The sequence below is a fragment of the Chitinophaga caseinilytica genome (assembly GCF_038396765.1).
Lineage (GTDB): Bacteria > Bacteroidota > Bacteroidia > Chitinophagales > Chitinophagaceae > Chitinophaga > Chitinophaga caseinilytica.
In genome coordinates, this window is the sequence record NZ_CP150096.1 from 6,141,588 (window position 1) to 6,161,800 (window position 20,213).

Annotated in this window: 19 protein-coding genes; 1 reads left to right on the forward strand and 18 read right to left on the reverse strand. The window is 56.3% G+C overall.

All coding sequences use genetic code 11. The features are described from left to right. Window positions 1-21: 21 nt before the first annotated feature. Together WJU22_RS25385 and WJU22_RS25390 are read right to left on the reverse strand one after the other, a co-directional pair. Window positions 22-2,343, reverse strand: coding sequence for a M1 family metallopeptidase (locus tag WJU22_RS25385; protein WP_341840967.1), 2,322 nt, complete (start codon window positions 2,341-2,343; stop codon window positions 22-24). Window positions 2,344-2,349: 6 nt separating this feature from the next. Then, window positions 2,350-2,940 (reverse strand): HupE/UreJ family protein, encoded by a 591-nt coding sequence (locus tag WJU22_RS25390; protein ID WP_341840968.1) that lies wholly within the window; start codon window positions 2,938-2,940, stop codon window positions 2,350-2,352. 69 nt (window positions 2,941-3,009) lie between these two features. Between WJU22_RS25390 and WJU22_RS25395 the strand changes: the two genes are divergently transcribed. Further along, window positions 3,010-3,498, forward strand: a complete 489-nt coding sequence (locus tag WJU22_RS25395; protein WP_341840969.1) for a DUF6702 family protein — start codon at window positions 3,010-3,012, stop codon at window positions 3,496-3,498. Between the two features lie 2 nt (window positions 3,499-3,500). Here WJU22_RS25395 and WJU22_RS25400 read toward each other — a convergent pair whose 3' ends face one another. The 16 genes from WJU22_RS25400 to WJU22_RS25475 all read right to left on the reverse strand — a co-directional run bounded on the left by WJU22_RS25400 (window position 3,501) and on the right by WJU22_RS25475 (window position 20,212). Next, window positions 3,501-3,998, reverse strand: coding sequence for a hypothetical protein (locus WJU22_RS25400; protein ID WP_341840970.1), 498 nt, complete (start codon window positions 3,996-3,998; stop codon window positions 3,501-3,503). Then, on the reverse strand, window positions 3,941-4,792 hold the full coding sequence (locus WJU22_RS25405; protein ID WP_341840971.1) for a phenylacetate--CoA ligase family protein: 852 nt from the start codon (window positions 4,790-4,792) through the stop codon (window positions 3,941-3,943). The genes WJU22_RS25400 and WJU22_RS25405 overlap by 58 nt, the downstream gene beginning before the upstream one ends. 10 nt (window positions 4,793-4,802) lie before the next feature. Next, window positions 4,803-5,165 (reverse strand): holo-ACP synthase, encoded by a 363-nt coding sequence (gene acpS, locus WJU22_RS25410; protein WP_341840972.1) that lies wholly within the window; start codon window positions 5,163-5,165, stop codon window positions 4,803-4,805. Next, a complete protein-coding gene (locus WJU22_RS25415; RefSeq protein ID WP_341840973.1) occupies window positions 5,162-6,838 on the reverse strand; it encodes a C45 family peptidase in 1,677 nt (558 codons plus the stop codon). Before WJU22_RS25415 ends, acpS begins: the two co-directional genes overlap by 4 nt. A 3-nt stretch (window positions 6,839-6,841) precedes the next feature. Beyond that, a complete protein-coding gene (locus tag WJU22_RS25420; RefSeq protein WP_341840974.1) occupies window positions 6,842-8,350 on the reverse strand; it encodes an NAD(P)/FAD-dependent oxidoreductase in 1,509 nt (502 codons plus the stop codon). Beyond that, window positions 8,343-12,170 carry a 1-acyl-sn-glycerol-3-phosphate acyltransferase gene (locus WJU22_RS25425; RefSeq protein ID WP_341840975.1) on the reverse strand — a complete coding sequence of 1,276 codons (3,828 nt, stop codon included), beginning with the start codon at window positions 12,168-12,170 and terminating at the stop codon, window positions 8,343-8,345. Before WJU22_RS25425 ends, WJU22_RS25420 begins: the two co-directional genes overlap by 8 nt. 56 nt (window positions 12,171-12,226) lie before the next feature. Next, on the reverse strand, window positions 12,227-13,426 hold the full coding sequence (locus WJU22_RS25430) for a DUF2062 domain-containing protein (protein ID WP_341840976.1): 1,200 nt from the start codon (window positions 13,424-13,426) through the stop codon (window positions 12,227-12,229). A gap of 2 nt (window positions 13,427-13,428) precedes the next feature. Then, window positions 13,429-13,791 (reverse strand): 3-hydroxyacyl-ACP dehydratase, encoded by a 363-nt coding sequence (locus tag WJU22_RS25435; protein WP_341840977.1) that lies wholly within the window; start codon window positions 13,789-13,791, stop codon window positions 13,429-13,431. Further along, complete coding sequence (locus tag WJU22_RS25440; protein WP_341840978.1) at window positions 13,791-14,405, reverse strand: hypothetical protein; 615 nt, start codon at window positions 14,403-14,405, stop codon at window positions 13,791-13,793. Before WJU22_RS25440 ends, WJU22_RS25435 begins: the two co-directional genes overlap by 1 nt. Then, window positions 14,392-15,024, reverse strand: a complete 633-nt coding sequence (locus WJU22_RS25445) for an outer membrane lipoprotein carrier protein LolA (RefSeq protein ID WP_341840979.1) — start codon at window positions 15,022-15,024, stop codon at window positions 14,392-14,394. Before WJU22_RS25445 ends, WJU22_RS25440 begins: the two co-directional genes overlap by 14 nt. Then, complete coding sequence (locus tag WJU22_RS25450) at window positions 15,017-15,721, reverse strand: polysaccharide deacetylase family protein (protein WP_341840980.1); 705 nt, start codon at window positions 15,719-15,721, stop codon at window positions 15,017-15,019. The genes WJU22_RS25445 and WJU22_RS25450 overlap by 8 nt, the downstream gene beginning before the upstream one ends. Window positions 15,722-15,782: 61 nt before the next feature. Then, complete coding sequence (locus tag WJU22_RS25455) at window positions 15,783-16,832, reverse strand: beta-ketoacyl synthase N-terminal-like domain-containing protein (RefSeq protein ID WP_341840981.1); 1,050 nt, start codon at window positions 16,830-16,832, stop codon at window positions 15,783-15,785. Between the two features lie 63 nt (window positions 16,833-16,895). Continuing rightward, window positions 16,896-18,092, reverse strand: coding sequence for a beta-ketoacyl-[acyl-carrier-protein] synthase family protein (locus tag WJU22_RS25460; protein WP_341840982.1), 1,197 nt, complete (start codon window positions 18,090-18,092; stop codon window positions 16,896-16,898). After that, window positions 18,089-18,352, reverse strand: a complete 264-nt coding sequence (locus WJU22_RS25465; protein WP_240646658.1) for a phosphopantetheine-binding protein — start codon at window positions 18,350-18,352, stop codon at window positions 18,089-18,091. The genes WJU22_RS25460 and WJU22_RS25465 overlap by 4 nt, the downstream gene beginning before the upstream one ends. Window position 18,353: 1 nt before the next feature. Continuing rightward, window positions 18,354-18,968 (reverse strand): hypothetical protein, encoded by a 615-nt coding sequence (locus WJU22_RS25470; RefSeq protein ID WP_341840983.1) that lies wholly within the window; start codon window positions 18,966-18,968, stop codon window positions 18,354-18,356. Then, a complete protein-coding gene (locus WJU22_RS25475) occupies window positions 18,965-20,212 on the reverse strand; it encodes an NAD(P)/FAD-dependent oxidoreductase (protein ID WP_341840984.1) in 1,248 nt (415 codons plus the stop codon). The genes WJU22_RS25470 and WJU22_RS25475 overlap by 4 nt, the downstream gene beginning before the upstream one ends. Window position 20,213 lies beyond the last annotated feature (1 nt).

Here is a 20,213-nt window from a genome sequence, read left to right on the forward strand (position 1 = left end):
TCCCTTTTGTATTTTTCGCCGCTACTGACGTGCCTGCTGCATGGGGTTGCCGCCGGTAGACGTGCCCCTGGCCGCGCGTTCCGAGCGAAACAGCTCGAACCGCGACGGTGTGGCCTGGCGGGGCCAGCTGTTGTTGTTTTCGTCGATATCCGCCGTTTCGCGCAAGGGATCGAGTTTCATGGAAACCACCTGTTTGTCTTTGGCGAAAACCTTGGTCACTTCCTGCTCGTTGTGGCGCCAGATGTATGCGGAGATGCGGTCTGTTTCCTTCGTACCGTCTGCGAACGTCCATTCCACGATGATGGGCATTACGTTGCCGCCGATGTTGCGGAACGTTACTTCATAGAAGTTCTTTTTGCTGTCGTACAGCTGCTTTTCCTCGGGCGTGAGGGATGCCTGCATTTGCTGCCACGCAGCGCTCTGGGCGGGCGTTACGGCGAAACGGTCCCATTTGCTGTAGAAGTCCTGCAGGCTGGTATCCTGTTCCACGACGGTTTTCATCCCTTTTTCCTTATTCCGTGTTTTGGCGATGTGCGTGTCTTCCCGGATCGCGGCGGCTTCGGCGGCTTTGTTGGTTTCAGCCGGCTCTTTGGCGTCCATCCGGTACCACTTCACATTGTCGATGGCGATATCCACCGGTTCGATGCCGAAGAACCATCCGCGCCAGAACCAGTCGAGGTCTACGGCGGAAGCATCTTCCATGGTACGGAAGAAATCGGTGGGTGTAGGATGCTTGAAAGCCCAGCGGCGCGCATATTCCCGGAAAGCATAATCGAACAGCTCGCGGCCCATGACGGTTTCGCGGAGGATGTTCAGCGCCGTGGCCGGTTTGGCATAAGCGTTGGGGCCGAACATGATGATGTTTTCGGAATTGCTCATCACGGGCTCCAGCTTGTCTTTCGGCATGCTCATATATTCCACGATGTGGTGCGCGGGGCCCCTGCGCGAGGGGAAATTGGCATCCCACTCCTGCTCCGCCATGAACTGGCAGAAGGTGTTGAGCCCTTCGTCCATCCACGTCCACTGCCGCTCGTCGGAGTTCACGATCATGGGGAAGAAGTTGTGGCCCACTTCGTGGATGATCACGCCGATCATGCCGTTCTTCGTGGATTCGCTATAGGTGCCGTCCGCTTCGGCGCGGCCGTAGTTGAAACAGATCATCGGGTATTCCATCCCGTTGGCCGCTTCCACGGAAATGGCCACCGGATAGGGATACGGAATGGTATGATTAGAATAGGAGCGCAGCGTATGCCCCACAACTTTGGTGGAATAACGGCGGTAGAGCGGATAGGCTTCGGGGCCGTAGTAGCTCATGGCCATGACGTGCTTTCCTTCGATATTCACGCCCATGGCGTCCCACACGAGGCGGCGGGAAGCTACCATGGCGAAATCGCGGACGTTGGTGGCTTCGAATATCCAGGTTTTTTTGCGGTCGGATTTATGTTTGATGGCATCCTGCGCTTCGGCGAGGGTCACGATCTCGACGGGCTCGGTGGACTTCTGCGCCTGCTGCCAGCGTTGGAACTGTGCGGGAGACAGCATTTCCTTATAGTTGCGGCATTCGCCGGTACCGCCTACCACATGGTCTGCCGGAACGGTCATTTTCACTTTGAAGTTGCCGAAGGTGAGGGCGAATTCGCCGCGGCCGGTGAACTGTTTGTTCTGCCAGCCCTGGAAGTCGGAATACACGGCGAGGCGGGGGTACCACTGCGCGATGGTGTACAGATCGTTGCCATCGGCCGCGAAATGCTCGTACCCGCCCCTTCCGCCGAGGGTCATGCGGTTGGGGACCTTGTACCACCAGTCTACCTTGAACACGATTTTTTCGCCCGGTTTGAGCGTTTGCGGCATCTCGATGCGCATCATGGTCTGGTTGATGGTATAAGGGAGCGTTTTGCCGGAGGCGTCGGTCACTTTGGTGATGTTCACCCCGTGGCCCTGTTCCATGCCCAGGAGCCGGCCGATCTCGCGGCCGCTCATCCGGTCTTTCATATTGCTGCCGTCGAAGCTGTTGTTATCCGACTTCGGGTCGTGCTCGTTTTCGTCGAGCTGCAGCCAGATGTAGGTAAGCGGATCGGGGGAATTGTTGTAGTAGGTCACGGTTTCGGAACCGTTGAGGCGGCGCTGCACTTCGTCGAGCTCCGCGGTGATGTCGTAATCCGCGCGCTGCTGCCAGTATTTCGGCCCGGGCACGCCGGAGGCGGAGCGGTACATGTTGGGATCTGCGAGCAGGTACCCCAGCTGTTCGAAGCGGTTGCCGTGGTTGGACCCCGGGTTGTTTTGCGCCATCGTTGCGAGGGGCGCGGCTACGAGGAGGCTTCCTATGATGGAACGTATGGTCATCTCGATTTATTTTTCCAGTATAATTCCGAATCTTTCAATGCTCATGACGAACGCCACCCCGAAGATAGCGGCGGAAAGGAACAGGGTCCAGTCGCGGCGGGGGGCCTTTCCCACCAGGATCACCAGCTGGGAAATCAAAAGCACGATGGTTACGATGATCAGTTGCCCGAATTCCAGGCCCAGGTTAAAGGCCAGGAGCGGTTGCAGGATATCGGTCTGCGAGCCGAGCATGCTGCGGAGGTAGTTGGAGAACCCCATCCCGTGGATCAACCCGAAAAACAGCGCGAAAAAGTAATTCCATTTCACGCGGCCCGGCTCCTTCCCGCCCCTGAACACGTTCGCCAGCGCCGTTAAGACGATGGTGACGGGGATGAGGAACTCGATGAGGTCGGTAGGTACCCGCACAATGTTGAGCACACTCAGCGCCAAAGTCACGGAATGACCAAGCGTAAAGGCCGTCACCAGGATCAGCACCTTCTTCCAGTCTTTCAACGTATACACGGCACAAAGCGCCATGATGAACAAAATGTGGTCGTACCCTCCAAGATCTGCGATATGTTGCCAGCCCTCCTCGAAATACATGCTGAACTCCTGCATGGCATAGATTTTTGCGTAACTTCGTAATGTTAAACAGTTACCGGTAAATATAAAAATTTTTAAGGGCCAATGGGAGTAATGCTATTTAAATGGTGCCTGCCCGCGATCATGACCGCAGTGCACCCTTTCTACATGAGTGTCACGGAAATACGCTATAATTCCCCCCGCAAGTCCCTGGAAATCAGTTGCCGCATCTTTTCCGACGACCTGGAGAACGTCCTGAAAAAGGAATCGAAGCAGCCGCTGGACATTATCCATCCCAAGAACCGCCCTGCCGCCGATTCCCTCGTAGCGCAATATCTCCGCAGGCATTTGTTCCTGTCGGCCGATGGCAAACCCGTTTCCCTCAAATACCTCGGCTACGAAATCTCCGAAGACGCCACCTGGTGCTACCTGGAATGTACGCCCATGGCCCCGTTCCGGAAGCTGGACATCAAAAACGATATCCTGTATGCGGAACACGGCACCCAAAGCCACATGCTCCATGTGATCGTGAACGACCGCCGGCAAAGCACGAAGCTGGACAATCCCTCGTCCAGCGCCACTTTCAGCTTCTAAAACTATTTCCTGTTATCGATGAATTTGACCGGTTTGCGGCTGCTTTCCGGGAACTGCATTTTGAGGATGTCCGGCATGGCGCAATAGCGCACCTGCGGGATGACGCGCAGCTTGGCCTGGAGGTACGATTTGATGCGCCGGTCCGTGTCTTCCGACTCCTCGCGCGGGTGCAGGTGCAACAGGATTTCGTCGGTCCCGATCTCGTTGGAGAACACTTCCACCACGAATTCCCGCACATCTTCCATATCGCTCAGCAGGTCGTACAGCGCCGGCGGATACAGCGTAGTGCCCTTGTACTTGATCATCTGCTTGCGCCGCCCGATCACGGGTGAAAGGCGAAGCGTCTGGCGGCCGCAGCTGCAGGGCGTTGCATCGTACTGGCAAATGTCTCCGGTCTTGTAACGCAGCAGGGGCATGGCTTCCACGCCCAGCGTAGTGATGGTCACCTCGCCCGGCGCGCCCGGCGGAACGGGGCGGTCCTGCTCATCGAGCAGCTCCACGATGAGCAGTTCGGGATGATGATGCCCCCTTTGCTTTGGCGGCATTCGGTGAAGGCGGTCTGCATTTCGGTGGATGCGTATGTGGAAAACAGATCGATGTTCCATTTGTCCGTGATCTTCTTCCCCAGCACGTTGTACGAGAAATCGGTGTTGCGGATGTTCTCGCCGATGCAGACGGCTTTTTTCACGGAAGAAGCGTTGATGTCGATCCCATGTTCCTCCGCGAAAGCGATCAGTTTGAGGATGAAGGAAGGTACGGCAACGATGACGGTGGGCTGAATGCGCTGGATGTTTTCCCATTGGAGCGACGGTACGCCCGGCCCCACGCGCAGCACGCCCGCGCCCAGCTTGCGGATGCCGTTGTAATAGGCCATCCCGGCCATGAACTGGCGGTCGAGGGTGAGCATCAGCTGGTAAATGTCTTCGTCGGTGCCGCCGGCGCAACTGAACGAGATGAATTCGTTGTAACTGAGGCGGTCGAGGTCTTTTTCCGTGAGCGGGATGACCACGGGGCGGCCCAAAGTGCCGGAAGTGGAAGTATATTCGGCGATCTTGCTTTTGTCGACACAGAGAAAATCCCAGTTCCGCTGCTGCAGGTCTTCCTTAGTGACCGTTGGCAGGCGCTGCAGATCGTCGAGCGAACGGATGTTGTCCGTATCGATGTTGTTGGCGGCGAACCATTCGCGGTAAAAGGGCGAAAACTGGCGGAGATAGCCGACCAGGTGCTGCAGCTCCTTGTTCTGGAACTGGCGGATGGCGGCGGGATGTTGAAGTTCTATATCCGGGATATACATAATTCCTTGGTTATAAAATGACCACGGTGGCCATGGCCACGGTTTTCACGTGCGACAGCGACAGCAATACCTGCGTGCCTTCGGGCAGCGGCGCGGCGTTGCCGATGAGAAAAATCTCGGGTTTTCCGGAGGCGTTGTTCCGCACTTCGATCTCGTTGAATTGCATGCCGCTGCCGGCCCACCCGGTGCCGAGGGCTTTGAGGAAAGCCTCCTTGGCGGCGAAGCGGGCGGCGTAACTTTCGTACTTGTTGACCTGCTTTTCGCAATACGCGATCTCGAGCGGCGAAAACACCAGCTCGCGGAAGCCCTGGCTTTTGCCGATCTTCTCCGCGATGCGGTCTACTTCCACGATATCTGTTCCGAGCCCTTTCATTTTAGTTTATCGCATTGTTCGATTTGACGTTGGATGTGCTCCTTTTCCGGGACCGTAGCGATCTCTTTCGTCAACGCCTGCTGGTAATATTTTTTCGCTTCGGCGAACTGTTTCCGTTTGAACAGGTAATCTCCGGCGATCACCCAGGCGTGGTAATACGCCGGGTTGTCGGCCGTGATCTGCTTCACGTCGATCTCCTCCCCGTCCATCACGGCTTGTTTGAGCCGGCGGAAGTCCATGAATTTACGATAGTTGTCGGTAAGCAGGAAGGAATCTTTCGGGACGATGAGGCTGCTGTCGCAGATTTCGTGGTCGGAAACGAGGCCGTTCATGGCGAAAACCTTGTTCAGGTCGTACGCTACGAATTCGCCCAGTTGCCAGGGCGCGGCAGATACCCACACGATTTTTTCTTTGGGTTTGAAGACGATGGCGTGATGGGCGATCAGTTGGTTGAGGGCTTTTTCGTTCCCCATCCCGATGTCTGCATCGTTCAGGCCGCGCTGGTCGCGGAGGATGGCGATGGTTTTGGCGACGCTGTTCTTCCCGTTCCGTTCCAGCAATTGTTGCAATCGTTCGTACCGGTACGGCGACGCGCTTCCCGCCAGCTGTTCCCGGTTGGCCTGGGAGGCGCCCAGCTGCTGGCTCTGGAAATGGTTGGCGCAGGAGATCTCGCTGCCTTTGGGATCGTACAACGCAATGCCGTCGGGCGTTTTCTCGATGATGGCGGCGCGATTGTCGGCCGCAGAACCGATGAGGAACGATTCGCTCACGAACATTTTCCGCTTCGCCGCGATGGCGTACGCTTCCTGGATGTTCCCCGCATATTGCAGTATTTCCCGCGCCACGAGCGATACCGGCGTGGCCGATCCCGAAGGGATTTCGCTCTTTGCGGCGTTGATGGTCACCGTCAGGCCCTGCATGTTCATCCCCGACACCACGCCCGTAAATCCGCCCCAGGTGATCATCACGAACGGATGCCCTTTGTCTGGCCGGTAAAACGCCACGATCTTGTCTTCCGCGAATTTATCGCCCACATAAAAATCGAAATTCCGGCCGATGATAAGGGAACTGTCTTCCGAACGGTCGTTCCACGTCCCGAACGACGTGCAGCCTACCAGCGCCAGATTCTGCAGCGCATGGCCGATGTCGTGCGCCGCATGATAGTTCATGATGCGCTGGTAATTGGTGCCGATAAATCCGTAGTTCGGCGATGCGGAGAACGATACGCCGTAAATTTCTTCCTTGTATTCTTCCGGCACGTTTTTGTCCATATTCCGGTTGAACCAGCCGATGAGGTATTTCAGGAAATGCTGGTACGTTTTCGAAGGGATCATTTTGCCGATCTGTTCGGTGAAATGATCTTCCTGGCGCTGCACCAGTTCTTCGGCGAGCTTTCCGTACACGACGCCCCTTTCGAAAGGTTTCCCTTCCACATACATTTCGTACAAACCGCTTTTGCTCTTCCGGAACCAGCTGTTTCCCAGGGTATACGCCGTGGAATCGAGTTGTTTGCGCTGCCATTGGAGCGCGCTTTTATCGGCGATCTCCGGCGGCTGCATCCGCGCCACGATCCAGAGGTAGATGAACAGCCCCAATATCAGCAGCACGAAAAACCCGGCAGTGTACGCCAGTATCTTCCCTAATCTCCTCCAGATGCTCTTTTTCTTTGCCATTGTTTATGCTTCAGTTATCTCGTGCAATAGTTTTTCCATGTCCAGTAATTCGCCGCAGGTGAGCAGGGCCGTCATCGTAACGCCCAGGATGCCGTGCAGGTTGAGATTCTGCCCGGTGAGGAACAGGTTGTTCAGTTTGGTGCGGGCGCTGATGAAGGTGCGCAGCGGATCGTTACAATCTTTCAGGATGCCGTACATCGACCCGTCGTTCGTGCCGATGTAGTCGCGGAAAGAAAGCGGCGTGGCTACGGAGTAGCTTTGGATGCACTGGCGCATCACTGGGAAACGACGTTCCACGATATCGAGCAGTTTTTCGGCTTTCCGTATTTTGAACGCTTCGTAATCTTCGCCTCTCGGGCCTTCCTTGGAAACGGTGTTGAACGTATGTTTCCAGGGCTCCAGTTCGCTGATGTTCATGTAAGCGAGGATGGAGCAGCTGTTGGCGAAGCGGTGGTCTTTGGGATCGGGGGTGATGAACATGGAGTAATTCAGCGGCCATGCATCTTCCGAATAATCGTGCCCGCTCCACACATCTTCCACGTCGTGATAATAGAAATTGTAATTCATGTGGGGGAACAGCCCGGGCTTGAGCACGGCGTTCAGCATGAGGCAGCCGTTCCCGTTTTCCAGGGTGCTGATACGGCTGCGGTAAGCCTGGCGGATGACGTCGCTTTCCAGCATGTCCAGCGTATTGGCCGGGTGGATGTTGGAAATGAAGTATTTTCCGTGATAGCGCTCCCCGTCGGCCGTTTCCACGTATTCCACATCGCGCCCTTCGGCCACGATCCTTTTGACTTCCTTATGTTTCAGCAGGGTGCCGTTGTTTTCGAGGATCACGCGGGTGAGCCATTTCCCGATCTGCGATCCTCCGTTCAGGCATTTCCACGAGCTTTCTATGTAACTATTCAGCACCAGCGCATGCACGTACATGGGCGTTTTCCCGCGGACGCCGGCGTACAGCGAGCTATTGGCCCCCAATACCGCCGTGAGCTTTTTATTGCTGCTCAGCCCCTCGATATAGGTAGCCGCATCCATCCCCAACACCGATTCCTTCTCCCCGTAATCCCCCATCCGCAGGTTGTACAGCGGGAATTTACCGCAGATGTGTTTGAGCATCTCGCAATATTCGCGCAGGGCTTTTTCCTCGCCGGGGAAGTCGTGCAGCAGATTTTCGATGAACCCCTCGTACCCCTGTGCCATTTTGTATTCCCGCGGATCGTCTCGGAAAGCGATGCGGTCGAAACAATCCATGTCGAGCCGCTTCAGCTTCAGTTTGTCCATGATCCCGAGGTATTTGAACACCTGGTACAGGTTCTGCCCCGGCGCCAGGCCGCCCACATAATGCACGCCGGAATCGAAGATGGTCTTATCGCGGCTGAACGTTTGCAGGCATCCGCCGATCTGTTTGTTTTTTTCGAGTACGAGCACGCGATAGCCGTTCTTGCTGAGGATCGCTCCGCAAACCAGGCCACCGAGGCCGCTGCCGGCTATGACTACGTCGTACTTATGCATGTTCGTTCGTATCTGGCTTTCTGATGATGAAAACAACATTGGATGTATATTTCGTCTGATCGATCCGCTCCATGGTGCCGCCGTGGCTTTCCACGGTCTGGCGCAGGGTGGCGGACGAAAAGAAGGACAAGGGATGTTCGGATGTTTTGTTGAAACCGAGCAGTTTGGTACTGAACAGTTCCGTGAGCTTTGTGCCGCGGTGTTTCTTTTCCATGGCCGCATCGCCGTCGCGGACGATGATGATGCCGCCGGGCCGGAGCTTGTCCATGCACCGGCGAATGAGGCTGGCCTGCTGTTCCGGCTGCAGGTAATGCAGCACGTCGAGCATCACGAAAGCGTCTTTTTCAGGAATGTCGAAGGTGGTGATATCCGCCGCGCGGAACTGCACCTGCTCGTTGCGGATGTAGCAATGCTGCGCCACCGCGATCTTTTCCTCGTCATGGTCCACTCCCAAAATATTCCTTTCCGGCGCCACGAAATGGAGCATATAGCTCATAAACCCGTATCCGCAGCCGATGTCCATGATATCGCCTTTTTCCGGCAGCATCCGGTGGAAATCTTCGTAATTGCGCTCCATTTTCGTCTTGATGCGCATGTACCATTCCAGCACCGGGCCTTTGTAAATATACTGATACATCAGCTGTTCGCGGTAATAAGCCGGCGTTTCCAGCGTTTCACTCAACTTTTTGTATTCTTCCCTGAAGTACCGGCTGATGGATTTGGTGCGGGCCGCATAGCCTTCGCCCCAGGCGGGATCGCCGGCTTTGATGCGGGGGAGGATTTTCATGGTCATCGTCCCGTCTTTCAGCAGGAAATCGCCTTTGGACATGCAGTACGCCGTGCCGTGGATTACCGCGGGCACGATGTCGAGCCCCAGTTCTTCGGCCAGGAAAAACGCGCCTTTATGGAACCGCTTGATGTTTTTATCCTGGGAGCGCGTGCCTTCCGGGTACACCACTACCGAATAGCCCTGGGCTACACGGTCGCGGAGGTGATCGATGGCGGTTTCGGCGCCTTCGGCCACGGGGTAATAATCCGCCATCTGCACCACTTTCCCGAAAACGGGGGAATTATACACCCAGTTGTTCGTGAGCAGCACCACGTTGGGATGCATGCTGGTAGACATGAGGATGTCGAGGAAAGACTGGTGGTTGCTGATGATGACCGCCGGTTTTTTGAAATCTTCCCGGCTTTCGTTGATCGTTACTTTTTTGGTGTTGCCCATGATGTGGAGCACGCTCCAGGTGCATTTCGACAACAGTTTGTGGTAGATTTTCTTGCCTTTTTCCTTGTTGAAAGGGTTCAGCTTAATGATGATGAAACCGATGCCCGTGAGCACCAGCGCACCAAAGGCGAAGTAGATGAACGAGAACATCGATTTCGACCAGCTCCAGAGCGTCCAGGGCGGGCGACTGTTCTTCCCTACCCGGTTGGCGATGAGGAAATTGAAAAGGAAAGGAATTAATACCTGTGAAGTGATGACCACGCACAAAATCCCGATCACCGCGATCGCCGCGATGGATTGCAGGGAAGGATGCTGCGCGAAGATGAGCACGCCCAGTCCCAAAACCGTTGTGATGGCGGAAAAGAATATCGACGATTTGAAGGAAGGCAGATGTTTGCTGCCGTTCTTGTATTCCTGCAAAAGCCCGTCCATCGTGAAAATGCTGTAATCATCCCCCAACCCGAAAATAAAAGTGGAAAGGATGATGTTGACGATATTGAACGGAATGCCCAGCAATCCCATAATCCCCAGAATCCACACCCAGCTGATGGCCATGGGGATGAAGGTGATAAGCGCCAGCTCGATGCGGCCGTAGGTGAGCAGCAGCGCAAAGAATACCAGGGCAGACGTCATCCAGGCGATGGTGTTGAATTCATCGCGGATCACGACGGCCAGGCGGTTGGCGGTGTATTGTTTATCGATCACGACCGTGCCGGGCAATGCGTCCAGCGCGGCGTATACTTCGTTCTTCCGGGACGGGTCTACCTTCAGAATACCCGACAGGGAAGCGTTCCCGGGCTTCAGCGTCACGAAATCGCTGATGGTGGGCAAATCCATCAAAGGTGAATTTTCCGGCTTCGTGACGGAATAGTCTTGGGTGATGAGTACCTGGAATTGATCGAACGCTTCCGGTTTGAAACCGAATTTTGCGCCTTCCTGCCGCAAAGCCGCCATCACAGCGCCGGCGCGCCCGGCCGACCAGTAATTTTTCCACCGTTCGATCCGTATTTGCTGTTCCTGTTCAGACAACAGCAAATGCCCGGGCCCACCGGTTTTCTTCAGCGCTCCAGTTGCCAGGAGGCGCTGCAACGTTGCGTCCGCTCCCGCCCTGCGTTCCAACGCTTCGTTAAGGCTGGCGCCTTCAGACAGCATGTAAACGGTTTGGGCGGTATAATCGTTGAGGCGGTTGAGTTTGGCTTCGGCGTCGCGAAGTTTTTGTGGCATGTAGTTCATGCGCATCATATCGCTTTCGAAACGCACCTTTCCGGCGGTGAAGAAAAACACGACGGTGAGCGCCAGTATGCCGTATACGAGCCATTTATTGCGTTCCGGCCGCCATTCGGAGAACCGGTCGATGATGTTGTGTTTGACGGGCGCGTCTTTCGCCGGCGCCTTGCCCATGACGATGAAATGCGGCAGCACGATGAGCGAAAACAGCGAAGCCCCCACGAGGCTAAACCCGGCGAACAGCCCCATGTCCTGCAGCATGGGCGACTTCACGAATTGCAGGCAGAAGAAGCCGCCAACCGTCGTGAAGCTGCCCACGGTCATGGGCATGGCGAGGTCGCGGAGCACCTGGCGGATGTCGGGCAAATGGCGGTAATGGTTGAAAACGTGCAGCGAATAGTTCACCGCAACGCCCAGCACCACACAACCCGCGCCCATGGCGATCACGGAGATGCTTCCCTGCACGAGGTACACCATGGCCAGGGAAAACAGCGCACCGAATACCACGGGCAGCATCACGAGCAATGGCGCGCGCTTGCGGCGGAAAAACAGGGCAATGAGGACGATGAGCAGCAGCACGGTGATGCCCTGCGTCAGCATCGTATCCTGGCGCAGTTGCACCGCGTTCCCCACGGCCACGGCAGTTGCGCCGAAATAGGTGACCTGTGCGGCGGGAACTGCCGCTGCCACGGAATCGATGAGATGATCGAGGTACGAAAGAAAAGCTTTGTTATCGGCCGTTTTACCGGGCGCGAATTTCGGGGTAACGAGCACCAGCAGGTTGCGCTCGTCTTTGCTCATGAGGTAGCCGTCGTACAAGGTCCAGGAATCGTCTGCCTGGAGCTGCTGGAGCTTCTTCATCCCGATCCACGTGATCCCGAGCGGATCGGCGGCGATAGACCTTTTGAGGACCATGCCGGCCGGGGAAACGAGCGTATTGTAATTCCCTTCCATGGCGCCGGCCACGCGGGCGGGCGATGTAAGGGTATCGAGCGTTTTGTAGTCTTTTTCTTCGAGGAACAGGGGCAGGTTGGCCTGCACACGGTTGAGCAAGCTGAACAGCAGCGTGTCTTCCATTTTACCGGTGACGGCAGACACGTAGGGCGCCACGGGGTTTGCCTGCAGGCCGGCGGTGAGTTGCTCCGCGGCGAGGATAAGGCTGTCTGGCGCTGCTGCGGCCGAACTGTCTTTCTGTGAAACGATGACCGCCAGTTTATCCGTGAACTTGGAGTTCTGGAGGAACTGGTTGAGCCGGTCGATCTTGGGATCCTGCGGCAGTATGCGCGTAATGTCTTCCTCCAGTTTCACTTTAGAGGCGAAGAAGGCGGCGGATAAAAAAGGAAAGCCGTAAACAGCCACAGCAGCCATTTACGGGCGTTAAAAAAATTGTAGATCGATATGAAGAATGTGCCCATGGATCGGTTTTAAGTTTGCGCCGCGGCCCGCTTTCGCCGGAAAACCGACAGCGTCAGCCACGTAACGAGGCCCGCCACGAGCCCCGCCGCTACGGCCAGCGTAATACTGCCCGTGATATACTGGAAAAGGTTTTGCTTGACGTCGTCCAGCGTCAGGGATTTGCTGAAAATGAGCCAGGTCGCGTCTTCCGCCACATACATCCTTCCCATGAGAAAACTGCCGTACACGATCAGCGGGATCATGGGCGGAATGCTGATATTGGAAGCGATGAGCACCAAAGCCTTGTTGAGCTTCAGCAATTGCGCGATCACCACGGCGATGAGCATCTGGAACCCCCACACCGGGAAAATCCCCATGAAAACGCCGAACCCGACAGACGCGGCTTTCGTTCCATTGCTCTCCCCCGCTGCCAGCAACTGCTCGCGCCAGATGTACCGCAACCCGTCTTTCGAAAAAATGAACCGCAACAGGTTCCGCGGATGGATATACAGGAAAGCGATGGTCACCAGCACGGTATTGAGCACACTGATCCGCGAAAAATCCCGGAACGGCCGGAAGTGCGACACCCTTTCCTCCGCCGGCGGATAATACACGCCCACCGGCACCCAACCGATGCGGATCCCTTTCCAGCTGCAGCGCACCAGTACTTCGATCTCGAATTCGTACTTGGTACAGGCGAACCGCATCCCCTTCATAGCGAACAACGGGTACAACCGGTAACCAGACTGCGTGTCCGGCCCTTTCAGCCCCGTTTCCACGTAAAACCAGAAGTTGGAGAACTTGTTGGCGAAAGTGTTTTTGCCGGGCATGTTCTCCTGGTGCAGGTTCCGTGCGCCGATGAGGATCGCGGGATCGCTTTTGTCGGCTTTGTCGAGGAACGTCAGCAAATCGCTGGCGTAATGTTGCCCGTCCGCATCCATCGTAATGGCGAAATCGTACCCCTGCTCCAGCGCGTACCGGAACCCTCTGCGCAAGGCGATGCCTTTGCCGCGGTTGGGCTGGTAAGCGAGCACATTGATCTGCGGGAACCGCGCCAGCACGGCCATCGTATCATCCGTTGCGCCGTCGTTCACCACGATCACGTGCTGCGTATACGCCAAAACCTGCCCCAGCACGGCCCCGAGGGTGCCGGCGTTGTTGTAGGTCGGGATCAGCACGCAAACCCTGCGCTCACCGAACCGTGCGTCGTATGTGCCCTGTTGCTCCATGATCATTTGAAACGGCCCTGGAACTTCAGGAACGTAGTGGCTTCGTGTTTGATGACGGCATTGGTCTTATATCCCCCTTCCTCTTCCGTATAACCGATCTCCACGGTCACCTGCGGGCTCACGCGGGGGTCGATCATGTTGAGGAATTTCATGTTCGTCGCTTTTTCCACGAGCAAAGTCTTGCCCACGGCGGCCGACAGCAGCTCCTGGATCGTCTGCATCATGCAAACGCCGGGAACAACGGGCTGCCCGGGAAAATGCCCTTCGAAAATGGGATGCGCGCCGTTCCAGTCGATCGTATAGTGGATCGAATTTTCAGCCGGTTGCTGTTGGGATACGACGGTAAAGAATTTTCCTGTTAACATTATTTTTCTACGCGTTGTAATGAAATATTGAATTTGACGGCATGATGGCGAATGTCTATGCTATCCGGCACACCATTCCTGTATTGCTTCAACCACACGTCTACCACGGGCTTGCGGCGCGAGCCGTTTTCCACGCGCACCAGTTGGGTACAAGCCGTGTCGGTGATATAATAAATCTTCCCTTTCGGCAGATCGAAGGCGGTGTAGCGCAGGCCATTCCCCGTGAAGGTTTTGGCCGTAGCCGGATCGCGGCGCATGAGCACCATATCGAAATCCTTCCGCAGCGTTTTCACCACCGCTTTTTTGTCCATTTTCGGGAGCATGTAGTGTTTGATGAAGGAACCGTCTTTCGTGAATTCGAAATCGAAAAACTTCATCCCCATTTCGCTCATGAACAATACGCGCATGCTGCCGTTGTCCATGGGCCGGAAATACAATAAGCCCGACAAATGATGCTGCAGAATATCGACCTGCGTGCTGTATAGTGCGGGCGAATCGATCTTCGGCCGGAACTGCTCCAGGCACGAAGTCGCGTCCGCATCGGTGCGCTGCAGGCCTTTGTAGGCCGATCCGCAGGAAGCGAGCCCCAGCAGCAATACGCTATTTAACAGCAAACATCTCATCCGGTATGGCGGCGTTCAGCTCCTTTTTGGTGAAAATCATTTCGGTACGGTCGCCCGAAGCTTCGTGCATGACGATCTTCGCCACGCCCAGGTCTTTCTTGTCGACCAGCAGCTCGATCGAGGAGAAGAAATCCTTCATCCCCTTCGCCACGGGCGTCAACTGTAACAGATATTGTTTATCGTTTTCCTGCACTTTGGCGGTAAAGTCTTTGTTGTTCAGCACATTTCCCTGCACACAATCGGCCGTGATCCGGCTGATCTGCTCAAACAGTTTATTGCCGCCGGTGGAAATGCTCCTGTCTGTCCGGGAATCCTTGATGCGGACATTCTTCCCGTTGATGATCATGAGGTAATAGGTGGGCGACGCATATTCCATCCGCACCCGGTTTTCCTTCTTGAACCAGAATTTCCCCTTGCTGGTGATTTTATCGGCCAGCAGGCTGAGGTGCTTTTCCTGGACGAAATCGCTTTTGATCGACTGCGTCTGCTGCGCCGTGCGGGCAAATTCCTGTTTAAACTGTTCGAGGTTCGAAACGGGCCTGAACCCGCTCTGGGCGGCAACTTGCAGCGTAATGAAAGTCGCTGCCAACATCATGGTCCATCTACGCATAAGCCGGAATGTTTAAAAGTTCATCCAATCGTTTGATGGCGAAGCCATCGCGTTTGAGTTGCTTGATGAGCGCGGGCAAAATCCTGACGGTGGCCGCGGCGGTATCGTGAAAGAGGAAGATGTCTCCCGCTTCGATTTTCTTCGTTACGCGCTCGAACAGTTTGTCTTCGTCTTTGATGACGGTGTCGAACGAGCGGACGCTCCATCCCACGGCGATGAATTTCCCTTTCCGGATCGCGCGGGCGAGCATGGGATTGGTGACGCCGTATGGCGGGCGGAACAGTCTGGGTTGCAGCCCTGTAGCGGATTTGATGACTTCATTCGCCCTGGCGAGGTCTGTTTTCATGGCCGCGGTGGTTTGCAGATCGAAAGTTGGGCTGTGGGAAAAGCTGTGGTTGCCGACGAGGTGCCCTTCGCCCACGATCCTTTTCATGAGCGCCGGCTCCTGCTCCACGCGGTGGCCGATGCAGAAAAACGCCGCGCGCACGTTGAACTGCGCGAGGATGTCGAGGATCTGCGGGGTGAACTCGGTCAGCGGCCCGTCGTCGAACGACAAGGCGACCGATTTATCGGAGCGTTTGCCTTTGCTGTGGGTGCGCACGAAATAGTTGGACCGCACGTTGATGGCCCCCAGGCCGCAAATCCCGAAGCTACGAGCAAAGGTATGAGCAGCTTCCAGGCAGGCGTGGCCGCCCATCCGCCGTGTAGCAGGATGATGACGCCTGCGGCTGCCGCCGCCGCTGCTATGACGAATGCCCTCAGCATTTCTCCAGCAAAATAAATGAGTGATGGGTGCCTTGATGATGGTTCCAGACGAGGATGCGCTCCGGGCCTGCCGGGGCGTCGCCTTTAACCATGGCTTCCTGCGGAACTGCGCCACGGTGGAGGCATCCCGCAGCCATCCATACGGCGAAGGCCGATGCGGTGGGATATTCTCCGCAGAAATGTTTGAATGCCGCTACCGGCGTAGATCCGAAGAGCCGGTTTTCTATGCTTTCGTAGTACCGGTCGCCGGCATCATCGCCATTCCGGCCGCTGAGCACGAGCGAAATATCTTTCGGCGCCAACCCGTTGCGGCGCAGGAAATCCAGCAAATGGTCCGCCGTTTCCTGTTCGGATGCGGGGCGGTACAGCATGTCCACGGCGGTTAGTTGCGCGAGGGATTTGTCGTCCTTCCCTGAAGCCAATACAAAAAATGCGGCGCCCTCCCCTGCCATGGTGCCCGGTGTCCCGGAACGTTGCAATGCGGCGGTGGAGGTGTTTTTATACAATCCGAAACGGCGCAGGATGGTGTGCGAATATTCGGTGATTTCGTCTGTTGCGCCGGCGAGAATTTTCCGCGAAGGGTCTTCCGCCAGCATCAGCAGACTGTCCTGCAACGCGTTTTCCAATGAAAATGCGGTGTGGACGAACGTGTTGTTATACGCGTGGCAACCCAGCAGCAGGGCGATCTGGCCGGCTACGGTGTTGTGCGTGCTCTGGATGAAAGCGGTGGGCGTGAGCATGTCTTCGTGCTGGCTCACCAGTTTCTGCAGGAACACGCCCGTATCGGCGAGGCATCCGTAGGCCGTGCCCATGATGATGGCGTCGGGGGATTGGATGCCCGCGGCTTCCAGGCTCATGTGCGAGGCGGCAACGCCCATTTTGATGGCGCGGCCCATCCGGCGGATCTGCTTGATATCGATCCACTGTTTGTAATCCGGGTCGGCCACGGGCAGGCGGTCGCCTTCGTAATGCCGGATCTCACCCGGAAAAACGTGGCCGTCCTGTGCCGATACGCATCCTGTTCCTTGTATGAAAGCTGTCATCCGTTAATTTTTATTTTTGACATTTTTGACGGATGGAACTTCGCATTTGCTCCGTTTCATGTGTTATTCCTTTGAAAAGACCAGGCTGGAACAGTTACCGCCGAACCCGAAGGAGTTCGACATCACGTTCCGCAGGCCGTTGCCCCGTGAAAAAGCAGTGACCGGCGAAAAGGCCAGTTCCTTCATCTGCACGGAGAAGTTGGCGTTGGGATAAATGATCCCTTCGCGCAGCGCCCACGCGGAAAATACCGCTTCGATGCCGCCGCTGGCGCCCAGCGTGTGCCCAGTGAAGCTCTTGGTGGAGCTGGCGGGCGGCACGCCATTTCCGAACAGCCGGGAAATGGCCAGGCCTTCCGAGCTGTCGTTGTTCTGGGTACCGGTGCCGTGCAGGTTGATGTAGCCGATGTCTTCCGGCTGCAATCCCCCCATTTCCAGGGCGCCTTTCATCGCCATGAAATTACCGATGCCATCGGGCGATGAAGCCGTCTGGTGATAGGCGTCGTTGGCATTGGCGAACCCCGCGAGGCGGCACCATGGCTGGATCTTCTCCGCCACGGCGTCAGACACGAGCACTACGTACCCCGCGCCCTCACCGAGGTTCAGGCCGGTCCGGGTATTGTCGAACGGGCGGCAGTTTTGCTGATCGAGGATCATGAGGGTGTTGAAGCCGTTGAGCGTGAAGCGCGTCAAGGCGTCGGTCCCCCCGGCGATCACCACGTCCAGCATCCCCGCGCGGATCATGCGGGCGCCGTACATCAGCGCGTTGGCGCCCGATGAGCAGGCGGTGCTGATGGTGGAAACGTGGTGGCGGATGCCCATGGCGTCGGCCACCAGTTCTGTCACGGCGCCACATTCGTGGTGTACCACCTGGCGGAGTTTACCTTTGGAAGTGTCTGCCAGGAAGGCTTCCATGAAATCTTCCGTTTTGTCCATCCCGCCAACGGTGTTCGCCGACACGAGCCCGACACGGTAGTCGGCAATGCTGCCCAGGCCCGAAGCGTCCCAGGCTTCCTGCGCGGCGATGCGACTCAGGAGGGCGGTGCGGCTCCAGTGGGCGGGCATTCCCGCAATTTCGGCCAGTTCTTCGTTGCCGGCTTTCACTTCGACGACGGGGAAGGTTTGGGCGTGTGCGGACCGCAGGTGCTGCATGTACGCCATGCCCGGGCGCATCGCTTCAAACGAAGCCATGCACTCGCCAAGGTCCCGGCCAATGCCGGAAATGACGCCGCCTCCCGCTATCCATACATTCCCTTTCATCATGCCTGCTTCGCTTTCTCTGCGGTGATGTATTCGGCCATGGTACGAACGGAATAGAAAATGTTCGGACCATCTTCCGGTTTGGCGATGCGGATGTTATGATGCTGCTGCAGCAACACGATCAGCTCCAGTGCATCGATGCTGTCGAGCCCAAGCCCTTCCTTGAAAAGCGGCTGGTCGTCACCGATGTCTTCAGGTTTCACTTCCTGCAAATTCAATTGTTGAATGATCTGTTCTTTCAGATCCTGCATCAACTTTTCCATATTATCTATACAATTTTTCCGCTGTTTCCGCGCTGAACGGCAAAGCCATGCCGCGCGGGGTTGTTTCCAAAAGGTAAAAAGCCGCTTCGTGCCCGGCGTGGTATTGCTCCACCCATCCGCACACCACGGCTTTCACGGCGCCGCTTTCCAGCAGTTGCGCCGCATAACCCGTTATAAATGCTGTATCGAAACGTTCCTGCACGAAGAAGGCATTTTCGCCCTTGAACTTGTGCCGGATGCTGATCTCCCCGATCACGATGTTGGGGAGGGTGTACACGAACAGCGCCGGACTGGCGATGTCGTGCACCGTTTCGAAATATTTCTCGTCCGTATCCAGGCTGCTGCTCGCGTTGGCGAGGATGACGCCGGTGTCTTCGGGGGCATAGATATCCATCGGCATATCCTGCAGCAAGATCTCCGTGGCGGCCCATCCCAGCTTCGAGAGCAGATCCATCTTGTGGAACTTGGGATATTGGCCGCTGAAGCGGTCGTACAGCCCGCGGAGGAAGTCCGGCAGGTCTGCATGCCGCGCCTCGTACACGGGCTGGCCGTTTTTCTCCGCCGAATGGTGGCGGATGATGCAGGATGCGTTGATATAAATGCCTGTTTTTATCATGATAGGCTACCCAGTTTTTCCGTCAGTTCGATTTTGCGCGCGAGCCTTTTCAGCTCGGTGGCGTGCAGTTCCACGTACGGGTTGCTCTGATCCCACACATATCCTGCCAAAACGGAGCAGATCTGTGCTTTAACGACGGGATCGGGATTTTTGGAGAAGAAGATGGTGTCGAGGGTACCTTCGTACCAGGCCATCACGTAGGAGCGGAAAACGTTCACGCCCTGCATGGTGGGCTCCATGTATTCTTTCTCCCAGTCGATGTTTTCGCCCTGCAGCTTGCGGATCACCAGTTTGGCCGCGGTTTGCGCGGAAACGGTGGCCAGCGTTACGCCGGAGGAGAATATGGGGTCGAGGAATTCGGTCACGTTGCCGGTGAGCACGAACCCTTCGCCGTAGAATTTATCGGTGGTAGCGCTCCAGGCTTCCAGTTTGCGCGGCTCGAAGATGAGCTCCACGTCTTTGAAACGCTCGGCCGTATAAGGTTCGGAGGCCAGCATGGCGCGGAACATTTCTTCCTGGGTGCCGGAGAATTTGTCGTGAAAAGTGTGATCGCCGACGAAACCGACGGAAGTGATGCCGGTCGAGAACGGGATGATCCAGATCCATACGCCTTTGTCGTGCACAACGGCAGTGATGCGGTTGGGCTCGTCGGCCATGGAACGGCGCACGTCGTTGGTGTGGGCGAATAATGCTTTACGGGGTTGTAAAACGGATTCTTTTTCGAGGTTGAACAGTTTGGGGATCACGCGGCCATATCCGCTGCCGTCTACGATGAACCGGGCTTCGATCTGTTTTTTGTTGCCGTGGATGTCTTCCACCGTGGTTACGGAGTCGGAACCGTTGAAGACGATCCCCGTCACGGTGGTTTCATATTCCACCGGCACGCCCATCTTTTCGACGGTTTGCGCGAGGGTATGATCGAAGTCGGCGCGGGTTACCTGCCATGTCCATTGCCAGCCCGGGGTGTACTGCTCGGCAAAGGTGAAGTCGCAAATCTTGCCTTGTTTAACGAATTTTGCGCCGGATTTTTGCTGGAAGCCTTTTTCGGATATGGCATCGATGAAGCCAGCTTCGGTGAGCGCGTCCATGCATCGGGGTAACAGGCTCTCGCCGATCACGAATCGGGGGAACTTCAGCTTTTCAACGATCTTCACTGAATAGCCGGCCTTGTTGATTATGGATGCGGCTACCGTGCCTGAGGGGCCGGCGCCAATCACTAATACATCCACCTTTTCAGTTGTCATA

Excerpts from the sequence above, each read along its gene's own strand:
- WJU22_RS25385 (WP_341840967.1), bottom strand. The coding sequence starts at position 2,343 with ATGACCATACGTTCCATCATAGGAAGCCTCCTCGTAGCCGCGCCCCTC.
- WJU22_RS25390 (WP_341840968.1), bottom strand. The coding sequence starts at position 2,940 with ATGCAGGAGTTCAGCATGTATTTCGAGGAGGGCTGGCAACATATCGCA.
- WJU22_RS25395 (WP_341840969.1), top strand. The coding sequence starts at position 3,010 with ATGGGAGTAATGCTATTTAAATGGTGCCTGCCCGCGATCATGACCGCA.
- WJU22_RS25405 (WP_341840971.1), bottom strand. The coding sequence starts at position 4,792 with ATGTATATCCCGGATATAGAACTTCAACATCCCGCCGCCATCCGCCAG.
- acpS (WP_341840972.1), bottom strand. The coding sequence starts at position 5,165 with ATGAAAGGGCTCGGAACAGATATCGTGGAAGTAGACCGCATCGCGGAG.
- WJU22_RS25415 (WP_341840973.1), bottom strand. The coding sequence starts at position 6,838 with ATGGCAAAGAAAAAGAGCATCTGGAGGAGATTAGGGAAGATACTGGCG.
- WJU22_RS25420 (WP_341840974.1), bottom strand. The coding sequence starts at position 8,350 with ATGCATAAGTACGACGTAGTCATAGCCGGCAGCGGCCTCGGTGGCCTG.
- WJU22_RS25425 (WP_341840975.1), bottom strand. The coding sequence starts at position 12,170 with ATGGCTGCTGTGGCTGTTTACGGCTTTCCTTTTTTATCCGCCGCCTTC.
- WJU22_RS25430 (WP_341840976.1), bottom strand. The coding sequence starts at position 13,426 with ATGGAGCAACAGGGCACATACGACGCACGGTTCGGTGAGCGCAGGGTT.
- WJU22_RS25435 (WP_341840977.1), bottom strand. The coding sequence starts at position 13,791 with ATGTTAACAGGAAAATTCTTTACCGTCGTATCCCAACAGCAACCGGCT.
- WJU22_RS25445 (WP_341840979.1), bottom strand. The coding sequence starts at position 15,024 with ATGCGTAGATGGACCATGATGTTGGCAGCGACTTTCATTACGCTGCAA.
- WJU22_RS25450 (WP_341840980.1), bottom strand. The coding sequence starts at position 15,721 with ATGGGCGGCCACGCCTGCCTGGAAGCTGCTCATACCTTTGCTCGTAGC.
- WJU22_RS25455 (WP_341840981.1), bottom strand. The coding sequence starts at position 16,832 with ATGACAGCTTTCATACAAGGAACAGGATGCGTATCGGCACAGGACGGC.
- WJU22_RS25460 (WP_341840982.1), bottom strand. The coding sequence starts at position 18,092 with ATGATGAAAGGGAATGTATGGATAGCGGGAGGCGGCGTCATTTCCGGC.
- WJU22_RS25465 (WP_240646658.1), bottom strand. The coding sequence starts at position 18,352 with ATGGAAAAGTTGATGCAGGATCTGAAAGAACAGATCATTCAACAATTG.
- WJU22_RS25470 (WP_341840983.1), bottom strand. The coding sequence starts at position 18,968 with ATGATAAAAACAGGCATTTATATCAACGCATCCTGCATCATCCGCCAC.
- WJU22_RS25475 (WP_341840984.1), bottom strand. The coding sequence starts at position 20,212 with ATGACAACTGAAAAGGTGGATGTATTAGTGATTGGCGCCGGCCCCTCA.